Source organism: Geothrix edaphica, from assembly GCF_030268045.1.
Lineage (GTDB): Bacteria > Acidobacteriota > Holophagae > Holophagales > Holophagaceae > Geothrix > Geothrix edaphica.
Genome location: NZ_BSDC01000003.1, coordinates 1 through 15,084 on the forward strand (window position 1 = coordinate 1; position 15,084 = coordinate 15,084).

17 protein-coding genes are annotated in these 15,084 nt (G+C 65.8%); 8 read left to right on the forward strand and 9 right to left on the reverse strand.

Annotated features, from left to right (window positions below):
- Nucleotides 1-342 precede the first annotated feature (342 nt).
- On the forward strand, nucleotides 343-1,689 hold the full coding sequence (gene trmFO / locus QSJ30_RS10810) for a methylenetetrahydrofolate--tRNA-(uracil(54)-C(5))-methyltransferase (FADH(2)-oxidizing) TrmFO (RefSeq protein ID WP_285609110.1): 1,347 nt from the start codon (nucleotides 343-345) through the stop codon (nucleotides 1,687-1,689).
- Nucleotides 1,686-3,029: a hypothetical protein gene (locus tag QSJ30_RS10815; RefSeq protein WP_285609112.1), complete on the forward strand. Its 1,344-nt coding sequence runs from the start codon at nucleotides 1,686-1,688 to the stop codon at nucleotides 3,027-3,029. Before trmFO ends, QSJ30_RS10815 begins: the two co-directional genes overlap by 4 nt.
- On the opposite strand, the gene QSJ30_RS10820 is transcribed toward QSJ30_RS10815, so the two are convergent.
- The 7 genes from QSJ30_RS10820 to hpt form a co-directional block, all read right to left on the reverse strand.
- Nucleotides 3,020-3,226 (reverse strand): flagellar biosynthesis anti-sigma factor FlgM, encoded by a 207-nt coding sequence (locus QSJ30_RS10820; RefSeq protein WP_285609114.1) that lies wholly within the window; start codon nucleotides 3,224-3,226, stop codon nucleotides 3,020-3,022. The genes QSJ30_RS10815 and QSJ30_RS10820 overlap by 10 nt on opposite strands.
- A 156-nt stretch (nucleotides 3,227-3,382) precedes the next feature.
- Entirely contained in the window at nucleotides 3,383-4,213 is an 831-nt protein-coding gene (locus tag QSJ30_RS10825) for a N5-glutamine methyltransferase family protein (RefSeq protein ID WP_285609115.1), read from the reverse strand.
- Between the two features lie 46 nt (nucleotides 4,214-4,259).
- Nucleotides 4,260-4,838, reverse strand: a complete 579-nt coding sequence (locus QSJ30_RS10830) for a FumA C-terminus/TtdB family hydratase beta subunit (protein ID WP_026852856.1) — start codon at nucleotides 4,836-4,838, stop codon at nucleotides 4,260-4,262.
- Between the two features lie 21 nt (nucleotides 4,839-4,859).
- Complete coding sequence (locus QSJ30_RS10835; protein WP_285609118.1) at nucleotides 4,860-5,840, reverse strand: fumarate hydratase; 981 nt, start codon at nucleotides 5,838-5,840, stop codon at nucleotides 4,860-4,862.
- A 222-nt stretch (nucleotides 5,841-6,062) separates the two neighbouring features.
- A complete protein-coding gene (gene holA / locus QSJ30_RS10840; protein WP_285609120.1) occupies nucleotides 6,063-7,085 on the reverse strand; it encodes a DNA polymerase III subunit delta in 1,023 nt (340 codons plus the stop codon).
- The gene (gene lptE / locus QSJ30_RS10845) at nucleotides 7,085-7,642 is read right to left on the reverse strand and encodes an LPS assembly lipoprotein LptE (protein WP_285609122.1); all 558 of its coding nucleotides are present in this window, start codon (nucleotides 7,640-7,642) and stop codon (nucleotides 7,085-7,087) included. The genes holA and lptE overlap by 1 nt, the downstream gene beginning before the upstream one ends.
- A 7-nt stretch (nucleotides 7,643-7,649) precedes the next feature.
- Nucleotides 7,650-8,171 carry a hypoxanthine phosphoribosyltransferase gene (gene hpt / locus QSJ30_RS10850; RefSeq protein ID WP_285609124.1) on the reverse strand — a complete coding sequence of 174 codons (522 nt, stop codon included), beginning with the start codon at nucleotides 8,169-8,171 and terminating at the stop codon, nucleotides 7,650-7,652.
- A 139-nt stretch (nucleotides 8,172-8,310) separates the two neighbouring features.
- On the opposite strand from hpt, the gene QSJ30_RS10855 reads away from it, so the two are divergent.
- The 3 genes from QSJ30_RS10855 to QSJ30_RS10865 are packed head-to-tail and all read left to right on the forward strand — an operon-like array spanning nucleotide 8,311 to nucleotide 9,955.
- Entirely contained in the window at nucleotides 8,311-8,940 is a 630-nt protein-coding gene (locus tag QSJ30_RS10855; RefSeq protein WP_285609126.1) for an RNA polymerase sigma factor, read from the forward strand.
- Nucleotides 8,937-9,443, forward strand: coding sequence for a hypothetical protein (locus QSJ30_RS10860; RefSeq protein WP_285609128.1), 507 nt, complete (start codon nucleotides 8,937-8,939; stop codon nucleotides 9,441-9,443). The genes QSJ30_RS10855 and QSJ30_RS10860 overlap by 4 nt, the downstream gene beginning before the upstream one ends.
- Before the next feature lie 5 nt (nucleotides 9,444-9,448).
- The gene (locus tag QSJ30_RS10865; protein WP_285609130.1) at nucleotides 9,449-9,955 is read left to right on the forward strand and encodes a hypothetical protein; all 507 of its coding nucleotides are present in this window, start codon (nucleotides 9,449-9,451) and stop codon (nucleotides 9,953-9,955) included.
- A 3-nt stretch (nucleotides 9,956-9,958) separates the two neighbouring features.
- Here QSJ30_RS10865 and QSJ30_RS10870 read toward each other — a convergent pair whose 3' ends face one another.
- Together QSJ30_RS10870 and rsmA are read right to left on the reverse strand one after the other, a co-directional pair.
- On the reverse strand, nucleotides 9,959-11,674 hold the full coding sequence (locus QSJ30_RS10870) for a ribonuclease J (protein WP_285609131.1): 1,716 nt from the start codon (nucleotides 11,672-11,674) through the stop codon (nucleotides 9,959-9,961).
- Complete coding sequence (gene rsmA, locus QSJ30_RS10875; RefSeq protein WP_285609133.1) at nucleotides 11,674-12,483, reverse strand: 16S rRNA (adenine(1518)-N(6)/adenine(1519)-N(6))-dimethyltransferase RsmA; 810 nt, start codon at nucleotides 12,481-12,483, stop codon at nucleotides 11,674-11,676. The genes QSJ30_RS10870 and rsmA overlap by 1 nt, the downstream gene beginning before the upstream one ends.
- Nucleotides 12,484-12,679: 196 nt before the next feature.
- Here rsmA and QSJ30_RS10880 point away from each other — a divergent pair, with 196 nt between their 5' ends.
- The 3 genes from QSJ30_RS10880 to QSJ30_RS10890 are packed head-to-tail and all read left to right on the forward strand — an operon-like array spanning nucleotide 12,680 to nucleotide 15,082.
- Complete coding sequence (locus tag QSJ30_RS10880) at nucleotides 12,680-13,366, forward strand: pilus assembly FimT family protein (protein WP_285609134.1); 687 nt, start codon at nucleotides 12,680-12,682, stop codon at nucleotides 13,364-13,366.
- Complete coding sequence (gene pilV / locus QSJ30_RS10885) at nucleotides 13,348-13,881, forward strand: type IV pilus modification protein PilV (RefSeq protein ID WP_285609135.1); 534 nt, start codon at nucleotides 13,348-13,350, stop codon at nucleotides 13,879-13,881. Before QSJ30_RS10880 ends, pilV begins: the two co-directional genes overlap by 19 nt.
- Entirely contained in the window at nucleotides 13,868-15,082 is a 1,215-nt protein-coding gene (locus QSJ30_RS10890) for a PilW family protein (protein ID WP_285609137.1), read from the forward strand. Before pilV ends, QSJ30_RS10890 begins: the two co-directional genes overlap by 14 nt.
- The last annotated feature ends 2 nt before the right edge of the window (nucleotides 15,083-15,084 follow it).

The following is a 15,084-nucleotide window of genomic DNA, read 5'->3' on the forward strand; positions in this document are numbered from 1 at the left end:
CCCCCTCGGGCCAATGTTCTGGTCGAAAAATTGTTCTGAATCCCATGCACCGTCCTTAGACGACACACGGAACCCTCAAAGGCTTCCTATCTTCTATCCGGTTTTCAAAGACGCCCACCACGCTTCCGCATGGTCCGAAGTTGCCTTCCGGCACCCTCCAGCACCTCGCAGCCTCAACTGCGCAGGAAATTCAGACTACCACCGCGCAGCCCGCATGCAAGGGAAAATTTCAGGGGATGTCCGGAAACAGAATGGTCCAGCCCGTCCGGAGCCCTGCCGGGGTCTCGAACCCCGAGGGTCCCAGGAGGCCCTGACGTAGAATCAACCTCTCGGGGAGGATGCGTGATCCACATCATCGGGGCGGGTCTCGCCGGCTCGGAAGCCGCATGGCAGTTGGCCTCGCGGGGCCACGAAGTCCGGATCTCAGAGATGCGGCCGACCTGGACGACCCCGGCCCACACCACGGCGCGGGCCGCGGAGATGGTCTGCTCCAACTCCTTCAAGAGCGACGACCCGGATTCCGCGACCGGAATCCTCAAGGCCGAGATGCGCCGAATGGACTCCCTGATCCTGCGCTGTGCCGAGGCCGCCCGGGTACCCGCCGGGAACAGTCTCGCTGTGGACCGCGACGCCTTTTCAGAGGCCGTCACCTCCACCCTGAAGGGGCACCCGCGGATCCACTGGGATGTCACCCGCATCGAATCACCGGAACCCGGGATCCCGACCATCCTCGCCACGGGCCCGCTCACCGCCGAGCCACTGGCGGAGTGGCTTGCCGACATCACGGGCAGCGATCGGCTCCACTTCTACGATGCCATCGCCCCGATCGTGGAGCGCGACAGCGTGGACATGGACATCGCCTGGATGGCCGCGCGTTACGACAAAGGTGGCGCCGACTTCATCAACTGCCCCATGGACCAGCCGCAGTACGAGCGGTTCCTGGACGCGCTGCTCACGGCAGAGCGCGTACCCCTCCACGAGGTGGACACGCCCTACTTCGAGGCCTGCCTGCCCATCGAGGTGATGGCGGACCGCGGCCGCGAGACCCTCCGCCACGGGCCCATGAAGCCCATGGGTCTGGACAACCCGCGCACCGGACGATGGGCCCACGCGGTGGTCCAGCTTCGCCAGGACACACTCGCGGGCGACCTCTTCAACCTGGTGGGCTTCCAGACCCGCCTGAAGTGGGGAGCCCAGAAGGAGGTCTTCCGCCTGATCCCCGGCCTGGAAAAGGCCGAATTCGCCCGCCTCGGCAGCATCCACCGGAACACATACATCCAGGCGCCGAAGGTGCTCGATGCGACACTCGCTGTCAAATCCGTTCCGGGGCTCTGGATCGCGGGACAGCTCTCAGGCGTGGAGGGCTACCTCGAATCCGCCGCAGGAGGCCTGGCCGCGGGCTTCGCCGTGGATCGCGCCATGCGGAGCCTCGCGCCGCTGCCCTTCCCGGCGGACACGGTGCTGGGCAGCCTCCTTCACTATCTGGCCCATGCGGCCAGCGCCGATTTCGGCCCGACCAACGCCATGCTGGGACTGCTGCCGCCCCTGCCGGAGGGTCTCCTGGACCTGCGCGGCCTCAAGCGCGCCGGGGGAACCCGGGCCGTGAAGTCCGCCAAGGGGCGTGCCCACCGGGAGAGGGCCCTCCAGTCACTGGAGGAGCACTTGAGACTCGCAGGAGACCTGCCATGACCCGCCCCACCGCCTTCCTGGGCGTCGCTGTCCTGACCCTCGCCCTCGGATCCGGGGGCTGGTGGCTGTCCCGCCGGAACCCGGGAGCTCCTCCCCAGGAGGAGCTCCTCGAGCCCTTCCGGGCCTCGGCTTCGGGAGCGGGTCAGCTCATCGAGCTCCAGCCCCCGCCCGTGCCGCTGAGGGGGGTCCGGTGGACACTCCCGCTGCCTGGCGGCGCGGCGGTGGCCCAGATCCTGACGCAGACCGGTCGGCAGCAGGTGGTCCTCTTCCTCCAAGGCGTACCTGGCCCTGCCTTCTCCCTGCCCAAGCCCGGGGGTGTTCCCGATGCGTTCTTCCAGTTCGCGGATCTGGTGGACGCGGCTCTGGTCCCTGACGACACCCTGGTCCTGCTCTATCGGAACTCGGATGGCGCCGCCACGCCGGGACTGGTCCTGGCCTGGGATCTGCACGGCCAGCAGCTCCGCTGGTCCCACCGGGCACCTGGGGAGCATCTGGCCCTGGCCCCGGATCGGCACAGCGTGTTCCTCTTCGGCCTGGGAACGCCCGTCAGCATCCTTGATCTGGCGGATCGTTCCGGAACCCAGAAGGCCAAGACGACGACCGTGGAACTCCCCCCAGAGATCAAGGGTGGTTGCAGCCTGCTGCCGCTCGGCTCGCGTGCCTTCCTGCTGGCGCATGATTCGGGGTTGTCGACCTGGCGCAACGGCGGGTGGTCCCATGTGCAGGCCCCGCCCCCGTCGCCCCTGGGCTTCGCCCGCGGGCTCGTTCAGGTCGGCGGCCGAGCAAAGGCAGCCTGGTGGCAGCCCGAACCAGGCGTCCTGATCCCGCTCGGCCCGGATGGGAAGCCCGGCACCCCCCGCGACCTGAAGGTGCTCTTTCCCGAGGCGGACAGCCTGGATGCGAGCCTGCTCCGTCTGATCGGCGAGGAGGCGGACGGACGCCTGTGGTTCGGGCTGGCGCGGCCGACCCTGCCGGCGCCCACGCCGGCAGCGGGCCCAGCACCCGTCCCAGCAGCCGTCCCGGGGGCAACTCCGGCTCCGGAGGCCTCGGATCCCAACCTGCCGGAGGCCGCGGCCCTTCCTCCTCCCCCTGCGATCCTGCCCTCCCGGGAGGCCTGGGAAGCCCACCTCGGCAAGGGACTGGAGCGCCTCTATTGCTGGAAACCCGGCGAGGATCGCATGAAGGCGGTCTCCCTGCGGGAGGCCTGGAAGCGGCTGGCTCCGCCCCCGGGAATCCCCGGCCCTCCGGCCGAGGGGAACCTGCACCCGGAAGCTGGGGCGCTCTTCTGCGGCGGCCCGGATCGGGTGTGGTGGCTCCCCCTGAAAGCCCTTCAGCCCTGATCGTCCTGCCGATCAGTCTTCGACAGGTATTCGCGGATCACGCCTTCAGCGACCGCCCCTTCGTCGGGATGGTAGGTGCCGGCCTCCAGCTGGCGCTTGAGGGCCTTGAGCTTCTCGGTCCGGATGTCGGGTGTTTCGGCCAGCACCTCGTGCGCCACGGCCACGAGATGGTCGGCCGCGGACTCTTTCAACGCCATGGCCTTCCTGAGGTCACCACCACTGTGTGATTTGCCGCCGCCACTCATCTCCACCTCGACAACACCCTATCGGCAGTCCCCCGGGAACTCTCAAGCCCCAGGGGGCCACATTTTCACCAGGGCCCTGGGGGGACGGATCCGCCCGCTGCCGACGACTCAGGCCAGAGCCACGAGGATTCGATCGTGGCCCGCAAAATCCTGATGCACCATGGCCTTCCCCCAGCCCGCCCCGTGGGCCCGGCGACACAGCTCGCCCCCCTGGCCGGCCCCGATCTCCAACAGACAGGCCGGCGCCCGGCGCGCCTTGGCGGAGGTCAGCAGCTCCGCCGACAGGGCCAGTCCCCGGTCGGGAGCGAAGAGGGCCGAAGCCGGCTCGAAGGCCAGTTCCCTCTGCAGCCCCGGCTCGTCCGCGGGGTCGACATAGGGCAGGTTGGCCACCACCAGGCCCAGGGGATCCGGGACAGAATCCAGCAAGTGCCCCTCGAAAAAGGCCACCCTGGCGCCCAGGGCCCTGGCGTTCTCTCTGGCGACGGCCAGGGCACCCGGGCTCAGGTCCGTGGCCGATACCTGCCAGTCCGTCTCCAGCGCCAGGCTCGTGGCGATGATGCCGCTGCCCGTGCCCACATCCACACAGCGATCCACGCCCAACCGCCCCCCCACCTCCAGGGCCGCCTCCACCAGAAGATCCGTTTCCGGACGGGGGATCAGCGTATCGACCGTGACCCGGAAGCGGCGGTCGCGGAACAGGCTCCAACCCAGGATGTAGGCCCAGGGCTCGCCCGTCTTCCTCCGGCGCGTCCAGGCTCCTACCTGCCGCCGGACGGATTCCGGGGCCAGGTCACCCCCGTGGGCCGCCATCCAGCTGCGCGACAGGTCGAGTCCCTCCTCGAACCAGCGGACACTCTCCGCGTGGGCCTCGGAGGGATCGAGGAACCCGGCAAGGGCCGCGCCCAGATCGAGGCGGAGCTGTCGGTACGTCTGGACCATCTCTCCAGCCTAGCAAGGGAGGGCCGATTCCAGAACGCCGGGCGGCTCAGGCCATCAGGGCCTTGGCGCGCTCCTGGCTTTGCTGGGCGACGATCTCGTGGAGGCTGCCGCCGTGGCTGTCCATGGTGACGACCAGGGGGAAATCCTCCACCTCGATGATCCAGAAGGCCTCGGGGCTGCCGAACTCCTCCAGCATCTTGACGTCCACCACGCGCTTGCAGCGCTCGGCCAGCAGGCTGCCGGCGCCGCCCGTGGCGTGGAGGTAGACGGCCCCGGTCTTCTGGAGGCCCTCGCTGGTCTTCTTGCCCATGCCGCCCTTGCCGATGACGCCGCGAACCTTGTAGGTCTCGATGACATCGGCCTGATAGGGCTCCTCGCGGATGGAGGTGGTGGGGCCCGCGGCCACGAAGCTGTAGTGGCCGTCCTCGTGCTTCTTCACGACTGGGCCGCAGTGGTAGATGACCATGTTCTCGAGGATGGGCTTCAGCCACTCGGGCTTCTGCTCTTTCATGTACTTGTGGCCCATGTCACGGCTGAGGACGACGCGGCCGTTGAGCAGCACTTCGTCGCCGACCTTGAGCTGGCGGATCTGGTCTTCGGTGATGGGGGTGGTGAGACGGATCATGTTGAGCCTCGTCGTCGCGGATCAGTCGAAGGACACTTCGCCGTTGGTCTTGAGCGTGATCGAGCCCCGGCGGCTGCTCCAGCACATGTAGCTGATGGAGACATAGAAGCTGGCGGGGTGGCGATACATCTCCTCCGCCATGACGCCCAGCACGGTGGTGTTGCCGCCGTAGCCCATGGGGCCGATGCCCAGGGTGTTGAGATCGTTCGTGATCTCCTTCTCGAAGGCGTCCATCTTCGGGTCGGGGTTCGGGGTGCCGAGCTTGCGGAGGATCAGCTCCTTGCTCTTCTCGTAGCTGGAGACGCGATCCCCGCCGATGGCCACGCCGAGGATGCCCGGGCTGCAGCCCTGGCCCTGGGCCTTCACGACGGCGTCGATGATGCACTTGCGCACCCCCTTGATGTCACGGCCCGCACCGATGGCGGCGTCCGGCAGGCGGTACTGGGCCCCCACGTTCTCACAGCCCCCGCCTTTCTGCATGACGGCGATCTCGACTTCCGGCTTGTCCCACTCCTCGAAGTGGACGGCCGGGTGACCCTCATGGAAGGGATCCATGTTGGTGCCCGTGTTCTTGCCGCTGAGGGCCTCGACGCAGTTGGGGCGCAGCCAGGACCGCTTGGTGGCCTCGGCCACCGCCGCCCGGATCTGCTGCTTGGCGGCGCGCTGGCTCAGCCCGAAGGGATGGCGCACCCAGACGATGATGGTGCCCGTGTCCTGGCAGAGGGGCGAGACGTTGCCATCCGCGAGGATGATGTTCCGCACCATGTCGTTGAGCGTGTTGAAGGCCCGGCTGCCTTCCTCCTCGGCGTCGCGGCCCTTCACCAGGGCGTCGATCACATCCTGGGGCAGGCGGCTGGTGGACCGGCGTAGCAGCTCCAGCATGGGCAGGGTGAGGTCCAGGGACTTGAGGTCCTTGAGATTGGGTTTCCATCCGGCGGGCAACACGGACTTGGACGCCACCACCTCATTGGAGGTCAGGGTGGGAATGACGCACTCAGACATGGGCCCTCCGGAATCCAGACCCCCATCATCCGCCCGCCGAAGCTCACGCTCAAGTGATCAATGCCCGCTTCTGCTGCCATCGGCCTGGAACACGCGCCAAGCCAGCCTGGAGGTTCTTCAGCGAGGCTTCCGTCAGTCCCATCCTGGAGAGCCTGCGGGCCGAATGGGAGGCCACCGGCCGCCTGGGGGAGGTGGTGAAGGCCGCGCAGGTGATCAGGGAATCTACCGCCCCCAGGCCCGGCAAAGCGAAAGCGTGAGATCCAGCAGGGGCGCCTCGCTGCGGGACAGGGCCATGCCCTTGAGGTCCCGTTCGCACTGGTTCAGGCGCCCCAGGAGGCCCTTCACGCCCTTCGGCTTCAGCTTCTCGTAGGCATTGCGGTAGCCGTCCAGCAGGAAGGCCTGCTTGGGGGACAGGCCCAGGGCGGACGTCAGCTCAGCCCCTTTCAGTCCGGCCGCCTGGGCTTCGGCGTAGCGCAGGAGCCGGTCCACCTCACGGCGGGCCTGGCCGAGCATCATCAGAGGCTCGTCACCATCTTCCAGGGCCCCGCGAAGGGCCTTGAGGGCGCTCGCGGCATCCCCCTTCTGCCAGGCCCCGGACCAGGCAAAGGCCTTCTGCTCCGCCAGCCGGAAGGTCACCTGGTCCACCATGTCCTCGGTGACACGCCGATCCTCCGCCAGCAGGTCCAGCACCTCCAGAGCCCGCTTGAGCAGCCCGGGGTTCCCGCCCTGCCGCTGGGCCAGCAGGGTGCTGGCGGCGCCCTGGAGCGACAGCCCGAGCCGCCGGGCTTCGGCCTCGATGAATCCGGGGATCTCGAGGGCCTCCAAGGCCCCCACCTTGAGAATCCGGCCGGCCTTGGTCCAGTCTGTCCAGGGCTTGGCGCCCAGGGCCTTCCCCGGTGCCGCCGGCAGCGTGTTCCAGGCCACCAGCAGCAGGTTCACGCCCTGGGGCGGCTTCTCCAGCAGCGCCTTCACGGCGCCCGGCAGTTCCTTGGCGCGGGTGAACAGGTTGTCCGCCACGGGCACGATCACCGTGCGGGCCTCGGCGCCCAAGGGTGCCGCTTCCTGCAGGGCGGCCATCACCTCGGGCCAGGGACAACCCTCCGCGCAGACGGTCAGGCTGAAGTCCGCCCATTCCGGATCCACATGGCGCCGAGTCCATTCCGCCACGGCCTTCCGGCGGCCATCGCCGTCTTCGCCGTGGACCAGTGCGAAGGTATGGTCCAGCCAGACCTGGGCTGCGGCCATCAGTCCGTGCCTTCCAGCAGCTGGGTGAGGAAGCTTTCCGCGAAATCATCCGCGAGGCTCTCCAGCACCTGGAGCTCCCGGCTGTCAAAGCTGGCGAAGTTCTGGTCCACCCGGTACTGGTTGGAGAAGGTCAGACCCCGCCGGGACAGCACCACGGCGCCGGTCTGCCCATCCAGCAACTCCACGCTGGCCACCACGGCCACCTCGACCCGGGAGGCGGATCCGGCGCTGGCCTTCAGCCGGTCGTTGCCCAGGGACAACCCCAGGGGACGGGAGGTGTAGCCCTCCAGCGTGCCCTGGAGCACCCAGCGGGAGGGCTCGCCCGTCCCCACCAGGCGCCAGGGGCTGGCCGCGACGATGCGGTTCTCGAGGGCCTTGGTGAAGCGGTCCTCCAGCCCCAGCCGGGGGGTCAGGTTGCGGAACCGTGCCAGGCGGATCGTCTCGCCCTGCTTGGCCCACGCCGCCGACCGCGGCTGCCGGTCCAGGCGGTGGTACCCGCAGCCGGCACAGACCGCAACCATGATGGCGACAAGGGACAAGCGCAGGGCAGCAGGCACGAAGATCCTACGGATGATAAACACCGACATAAGGCAGGTTGCGGAGCTTGCCGTCGAAGTCGAGGCCGTAGCCCACCACGAAGTGGTCCTCAATGGTGAAGCCGATGTAGTCCACGGACACCTCCACCTTGCGGCGGCTGGGCTTGTCCAGCAGGGTGCAGATCTTCAGGCTCAGGGGCTCCCGGTCCTGGAGCAGGTTGCGGACCTTGAACAGGGTGAGCCCGGTGTCCACGATGTCCTCGACCACCAGGGCGTGCCTCCCCTGGATGGAGCGGTCGAGGTCCTTGAGGATGTGCACTTCCCCCGTGCTTTCGGTGCCTGCGCCGTAACTGGAGACCTGCATGAAGCTCACGTCGATGTCCAGGTCCATGGCCCGCACCAGATCCGCGAAGAAGGGGAACACGCCGTTCAGGAGGCCGATCACCACCACGTCCTGCCCCGCATAGTCCCGGGTCAGCTGGGCGCCCAGCTCCTGGACCCGGGTCCGGATCTGGGCCTCCGTGAGCAGCGGGGTGATGCGGTCGCGCATGGAAACTCCTGAGGGCTGAAGACTGAGGACTTGCACCATTTCCATTCAACCCCAGAAGGGCTTCCCGGGTCCATCCATGGACGGCGTTTCTCCTCCACTGTCCCCGGCGCCGGAGCCTAACATGATGGCGGAAGCCACCTTGAACGAACCCCTGATGCCCCAGACGGCGCTCCGCGCCTCCGATCGGATCCCCGATCCGGCTTCGCCGTACCACACGCCCGAAGTGCTGGGATGGGTCGAGTCTGCCCAGGAAGGCGACCAGGCGGCCTTTGCCAACCTGGTCCGCCTGTTCTCCCGGGACGTCTACGGCAAGGCCTATTCCATCGTCAGGAACCATCAGGACGCCGACGATGTGGTACAGGAGACCTTCATCCGCGTCTTCCGGGCCCTGCCCGGCTTCCGCTTCGAGTCCTCCTTCCGCACCTGGCTGATCACCATCGCCACCCGCCAGGCTTTGAATTTCCGCGAGCGCATGGCCCGGGAACACGAGAGCCTCGAAGGACCGGAGGGCACGCTGGAGCATCCGGCCCTGCGGGTGGAGGAGACCCAGGTGTCCTCCTTGTTGGATCAGGAGGCCAGGCGGCTCCTGCATGAGGCGCTCCCGAAGCTGCCCCGCCGCCAGAAGGAAGCCCTCACCCTGAAGCTGCAGCACGACTGGAAATACGAGCAGATCGCCCAGCAGATGGGCACCTCCGTGGGCAGCGTGAAGGCCCACATCTTCCACGCCATCCAGAACCTCACCCGCCACGTCAAAGGAGGCCGCCCATGAACCCCGGGCCCCTTCCCCTCCCAGCAGCCTGTGCCGCCGCCCTTGCGGACATCGAGACCGATCCCCTGGATCCCGGTCCCGCCGCCGAGGCCCACCTGAAGGTCTGCACCGCCTGTTCCGAGGCCCGGGTGGTCTTCCTGGCCCAGGAGGACAGCCCGGACGCGCTGGCGCCGGTGGGCTATTTCGACCACCTCCCGGGCCGGATCCTCCGGAAGCTGCCTGCCCGCCCCACCCTGCGCCGCCACCTGGGTCCCCTGGGCTGGGCCGCCGCGGCGGTGGTGCTCATGGCCGTGGGCACCGGCGCCTTCCTGGCCGGCCGCGCGAACCGGACGCCCTACGTGGAGGCCACCCTGCCGCGACAGCCCGACATTCTCGAGGTATCCACCTCCGACACCCCCTTCCACAACCGCGAGGAGGAGGCCGCCCAGATCCAGGCCCTCAGCCCCGAGGAAATGAAGGCACTCTTGAAGCGCCTGGATGCGGCTCCGGCCCCGACGAGGTGATCCCCATGTTCCGCCACCCCCTGATGATGTCTCTCCTCCTGCTGCTCGTCGGCTTGCCGGTCCGCGCCCAGATGGAAGACGAACGCCCCCTGGTCCGATTCCGCATGGAGCAGCTCCAGCAGACGGTGGGCCTGCCCGAGGACCAGGCCCGCACGGTGGTGGAGCGCTGGTCGCGCTATGACCGGGAACAGTTCGAAAAGACCCGGCAGATCCAGCAAATCCGGCGCCGCTTCAACGACATCCTGATGGGTCCGGGCTCGGAGGAGGAGAAGAACGCCAAGGTCCGCCCCCTGCTGGAGCAGTTCGTGGAGCTGCGCCGCCAGCAGGCGGAGCTCAAGTTCAAGTTCGAGGAGGACATCCGCGCCCGGCTGAGTCCCGCCCAGCAGGTGCGCCTCATCACCCATGTCGAGGAAATGCAGCGGCGCATGGTGGAGGCCATCCGGCAAGGCCTTGGCAATCGGGCCGAACCCGGCCTTCGTCCCGGAGCAGCCATCCGTCGCGGCCGTCGATAACCGCTAGGACTGGGGCGCCTCCAGGATCACCGGAATGACCAGGGGACGGGTCTGGGTGGTCTTGCGGATGACCCGCCGCAGGGCCAGGCGCAGGGTGTCCCGCAGGGCCTCGCCATCCTTGCGGACCGACGGCGGTGCCTCGTCGTAGGTCTTGCGGGCCACGCCTGCCAGCAGCTCGGCGTAGGCCTCGTCATCGGACAGCACCACGAATCCTCGGCTGAGGATGGTGGGCTCCGCCGCGAGCTCGCCGGTCTGCGGATCCACCAGCAGCGTGGCGAACACCACGCCATCTTCCTGGAGGATGAGGCGATCCTTCACCACGCGGGCATCCACCATGTGGTCCACGCCCTCGCTCACGAAGCACTTGCCCACGGGCACCGCGCCCGGCATGTCCACCCGGCCGTCCAGGAACAGGCGCAGGCAGAGCCCGCCATCCAGCAGGGAGATGCGCTCCGGCGTCCAGCCCAGCGACGCGGCCAGCTTGCCGTGGGCCCGCAGGTTCCGATAGGTCCCGTGTACGGGCACCATCTGGGCCGGCCGCACCGCCCGGATGAGGTCTGCCAGTTCATCGCGGCTGCCGTGGCCCGAAGCGTGGACGGGCCCCAACCCCTCCAGCGAGGTCTCCGCGCCCAGGCGCTCGGCCTCATCCAGCATCCGCGAGATGGCCACCTCATTGCCGGGAATGGAGCGCGCGCTCACCACCAGGCGATCGCCCGGTTCGATGCGGAGGCCCTTCACCTCCCGGCGCAGCAGTCGCGCCAGGCCGCTCATGGGCTCTCCCTGGCTGCCGGTGCAGAGGATGAGCAGATCCTCGGGATCGAAGAGCTGCGCGTCTTTGACATCGATGAGGATGTCGTCGGGCAGCGACAGCCGCTTCAGAGACCGGGCCAGTGTGAGGTTGCGGTCGAGGCTCCGCCCCAGGAGCACCACGCGACGGCGGAACTCGTAGGCCAGGTCGATCAAGGTCTGGAGGCGGTGGATGTTGGAGCTGAAGGTGGTGACGAAGAGCCGCCCCTTGGTCTGCTCGAAGGCGGCCTCCAGTCCCTCGCGGCAGGCTGATTCCGAAGGGGACCGGCCCGGGCGGCCCACGTTGGTGGAGTCTGCCATGAGCAGCCGGACGCCGGCATCGCCCAGGGCCGTCAGTCGCTCCATGCCCGTGAGCCGACCGTCCAGGGGCTCGGGATCGATCTTGAAGTCGCCGGAATGCACCAGCACACCCTGCGGGGTGTGGAGCGCCAACGCACAGGCGTCCGGAAGGCTGTGGGTGACCGGGATCCACTCGGCCTCGATCTCCCCGTCACCCACCTTCACGCGGCCGTAGTCCCGCACCACATGGAGCAGGCCCGGATCCAGGCCGTGCTCACGCAGCTTGCCTTCCACCAGGCCCAAGGTGAAGGCCGTGCCATAGACGGGCACCGGCCAGCGGCGCAGGAAATAAGGCAGCGCGCCGATGTGGTCCTCGTGGCCGTGCGTGAGCAGCACGGCTTGGAGGCGGTCTGCGAAGGGCTCCAGGTAGGCGAAGTCCGGCACGATGGAATCGATGCCCGGCTGGTCATCCGAAGGGAAGAGCTGGCCGCAATCCACCAGGAAGAGACTGCGGGCGCTGTGCACCACCAGCGCGTTCATGCCGAACTCGCCGAGCCCGCCGATGGGGATCAGCCGGAGTTCACCGGCAGCGGGGACCTCCGTCCAGGTTTCAAATTCGGGAGCGACGGGCATTACGATGGGAACACCTCCGGGTGGTGGATCAACAAGTGGCGCGTGGCCGAGAGCCAGTCGGATGGCGTGATCACTTCGGCGCGCAGCATCGGGGCCAGCCCCGCCTCAGCCAGTGCCTCGGCCGGCAGGCAGCCCTGCCAGTTGTTGGCCAGGGTCTTGCGGCGATGAGCGAAGGAACGGTGCAGCACGCTGAGCAGCGCCCTGCGCTCGGCGAGGCTGGGCGCATCTGGTCGGGGTTCAAACTGAACCACCGCCGAATCCACCTTGGGGGCGGGCCGGAAGGAACCGGGCCCGAGCTTCACCAGGCGGGTCAGGCGGGCGCAGAGCTGGGCCAGCACCGACAGCGGCCCATAAGCCTTGGTGCCGGGCTCACCCATGAGCTTCTGGGCCACTTCCAGCTGGAACATCAGGGCCATGCGGTTCCAGGGAATGCCTTCCGTGAGCAGCCGCGCCAGGATGGGGGTGGCGGCGTTGTAGGGCAGGTTGCCCACCACCGACCAGGGCTCGCCCTCAGGAAGGCGGATGCGCACCGCATCGCCTTCCTCCAGGTGGAAGTGGGGCGTGGTGGCGAAGCGCTCCCTTAGCAGCACACAAGCTTCGGGATCCAGGTCCACCGCCCACAGCGGGCGTCCATCCGCCAGCAGGCGCTCTGTCAGCACGCCAGGACCCGGACCGATCTCCAGAAGCCGGGGTGCCGTCGAACCCAGCGCCGCGCCCACGATGGTGGCGATGGCCCCCTCGTTCACCAGGAAGTTCTGGCCGAGCCGCTTTTTTGCCCGGAGTCTGGGAAGCTGGGCGGAATCGGACACGCTTCAGGTTAGCACGTGCATTCCCGGGCGCAGGTCTCCGTTGAAGGTGTGTGTATACTTTTTATACACTCTTTTTGCCAGCCCGGTTTTTTCACCACAGGTCTTCTCTCTACCAATTCATTCGATTCAACTTAAAATTTCCGCCGGCCACCGCATTCCCTTCCTACCATTTCCTACCGAGGCGCCTATGGAACCCATGCCGCACGACACCTCTCCCAGTCGGGGGTACACCTTGATTGAACTGCTGGTGGTGCTGGTCATCATAGCGGTGCTCGCCGTGGTGGGAGCAAGCACTCTCCAGCCGAAATCCCCTAGAGCGACTCAGAACGGCCTCACCGAAATTCGCGGTGTCTTCATTCATGCCAGAAACTTGGCCATGAGTTCAGGCAGGACCGTGGTCATCACGGGCGACTGGTCAACGGGCCCCCTGCAATTCCGCCAAATGGCCGATGACCTCACACTTATCACCCCTCCGATGGGTCAAATGGCCTTCGAAAGCACTTGGCAGCGCTACGCCCAGATGAAAACCACCGCTGATGGAACTGGGCTGGTAACTGGTGAAATTTCGAAGCCTACCCTCGTCGCTGGAATCACGACCGTATTTAAGAGTGCTGGATGGTCGTCACCCGTGCAGAGTGCCAATGGCAGCTATGGATTCAGCCCTTCGGGGGTCCCGCTGCTACTTGCTAACGGTGGTGCTGGAACAACGCTTACGACCCTTACCAATGGCGCTTGGTTGGGAGTTGTAGGCAAAACCCCCAAGGACAGCGGCCCCCCTTATGGGGTCGTGATTATCACTCCCCAGGGAAACGTCCTGGCTTTCTACAAACCCGATTCGAAACTCGACACACCCGCGGAGAACCAATGGAGACGCCTCGATTGAAGCTCACAAGACGACCATCGCCCATTCAAGGTGGCTTCAGCATGATCGAGTTGCTGATAGCAGCCTTCATCCTGTCCATAGGCTTACTTGGCCTGCTTTCACTTCAACTTGCGGCCACCGCCCAATCTGGCAATAGTCGCGAGCGTGGAACCGCGGTTTTGCTGGCCCACAATCTGCTGGATCGAATTGCCGCTGAAGGTGCTTTGAGTGCGGGAGAGCGGATGGATAGCTCGACCGGAACGGTAACTTCCAGCGGGTTCACTTACATTGATCCAGATTTGTCAGAAAAATCTGATGGCAGCAATCTCTACTTCGACATTGGTGGAATTCCCGTCATCGCCACTGCTCCCAACAAAATCTTCACCGTGGGTTGGATCCGAAAGCAGGGGTCACTAGCCGGACCGTACAACGCAACGGCAGAATTCATTGTAAATATCCAATGGGACGAATCGGTCTCAAAGACGAACGTAAAACAAACAAGGTATTTCTCGGTAAGCCGCAATGTCCGACTCTAATCGCACCCTTTTATCACGTCGCTGTCGCGGCTTCTCCCTAGTCGAAATGCTGGTGGCAGTGGTGTTCACCTCCATTCTAATGGCGGGGATGTTCCGCGTCTTCGCGTCGTCCACAGCCTCTTTTGCGGCATCGACGGAAACCCTTTCTGTACAAAGGAAGGCTCGCTGGGGCCTTACCCTTCTTCAGGATGAAGTACTCGAAGCGGGGCATCTTTTTTTCAAGCGAGTCGTCGGCGAACTCATTCCCAATAGCGATACAGCTCAGCCCCCCATCCTAATGCGCACCACAGACTTCACGCCACCAGGTGGTGTCAGTCCCGTCGATGAGTTGCAATTCGTCATGGATCTTCCCTTGAATGTCCAAGGGACTCTCAGAACTGCCCCCGTGATTGGAGACTCTAAGCTGTCGGTCAATGTGCTTTATGGGGGCGACTCCTTAAAGAAGGATGACTTGATCTTCATCCAGGATTCCAACTGGGAGGTTTACCGAATAAGCGCAGATCCATCCACCTCAGGTAATACGAATTTCGATATTGATATTGTGGGGACGCAATCCGCGCTTGTGGATCAATACGGCAACGAAACAAGCAGCATCGTTCACGCCCTTGTACAAAAAACTCACCGAGCAAAGGCACAATTTACGGCATTCAGGCCTCTTCAAGTGGTCCGATACGCTGTAGTCCCAAGGAAACTGGATCCAGCTAGCCCCACAGCAACTGTCCCCTGTTTGGTGCGACAGACCCAGCCCTTGGCCGGCAACGCGAACGTCATCTTTTCGCCTGCCCAAGCTACCGAAGTCAACGGAGAGCAGATCCTTTTGGAGAACGTCTCCGGATTCTACGTGAACTGGAGCCTCGACGGCGGAAATACGTGGCTTCGAACCAGTGCGACTGCGGGGAGTACAGAACCCCCCTGGGCCGCAAGCACCGATTGGGGAACCCTTCGTGCCGCCTTGAACGCCAAGCTTGCATCGAGTTCGAGCCCACTTACCCAGCAAGCGCTCGGGGGCACAAGCACTGAGGATCCGTTCTGGATGAACTACACCCCCGTGCTGATTCGGATCGACATCGAAACCCGTTCTGAAATCCAAAGGACGGAATTCAATGCGTCTTCTTCAGCGACCAATCCTCAACTCGCCTTCCGTAAGAGACGGGAAACCCTTTACTTGTCTCCCAGGAATTTTTCCCTGGGCCGTCCTTAGAG

Bases quoted from the DNA above. Each gene is read 5' to 3' on its own strand.
- QSJ30_RS10880 (WP_285609134.1), top strand. From the start codon at position 12,680: ATGCCGCACGACACCTCTCCCAGTCGGGGGTACACCTTGATTGAACTG.
- QSJ30_RS10835 (WP_285609118.1), bottom strand. From the start codon at position 5,840: ATGTCTGAGTGCGTCATTCCCACCCTGACCTCCAATGAGGTGGTGGCG.
- QSJ30_RS10860 (WP_285609128.1), top strand. From the start codon at position 8,937: ATGAACCCCGGGCCCCTTCCCCTCCCAGCAGCCTGTGCCGCCGCCCTT.
- QSJ30_RS10870 (WP_285609131.1), bottom strand. From the start codon at position 11,674: ATGCCCGTCGCTCCCGAATTTGAAACCTGGACGGAGGTCCCCGCTGCC.
- QSJ30_RS10815 (WP_285609112.1), top strand. From the start codon at position 1,686: ATGACCCGCCCCACCGCCTTCCTGGGCGTCGCTGTCCTGACCCTCGCC.
- QSJ30_RS10890 (WP_285609137.1), top strand. From the start codon at position 13,868: ATGTCCGACTCTAATCGCACCCTTTTATCACGTCGCTGTCGCGGCTTC.
- QSJ30_RS10865 (WP_285609130.1), top strand. From the start codon at position 9,449: ATGTTCCGCCACCCCCTGATGATGTCTCTCCTCCTGCTGCTCGTCGGC.
- QSJ30_RS10820 (WP_285609114.1), bottom strand. From the start codon at position 3,226: ATGGCGTTGAAAGAGTCCGCGGCCGACCATCTCGTGGCCGTGGCGCAC.
- QSJ30_RS10830 (WP_026852856.1), bottom strand. From the start codon at position 4,838: ATGATCCGTCTCACCACCCCCATCACCGAAGACCAGATCCGCCAGCTC.
- hpt (WP_285609124.1), bottom strand. From the start codon at position 8,171: ATGCGCGACCGCATCACCCCGCTGCTCACGGAGGCCCAGATCCGGACC.
- QSJ30_RS10825 (WP_285609115.1), bottom strand. From the start codon at position 4,213: ATGGTCCAGACGTACCGACAGCTCCGCCTCGATCTGGGCGCGGCCCTT.
- holA (WP_285609120.1), bottom strand. From the start codon at position 7,085: ATGGCCGCAGCCCAGGTCTGGCTGGACCATACCTTCGCACTGGTCCAC.
- pilV (WP_285609135.1), top strand. From the start codon at position 13,348: ATGGAGACGCCTCGATTGAAGCTCACAAGACGACCATCGCCCATTCAA.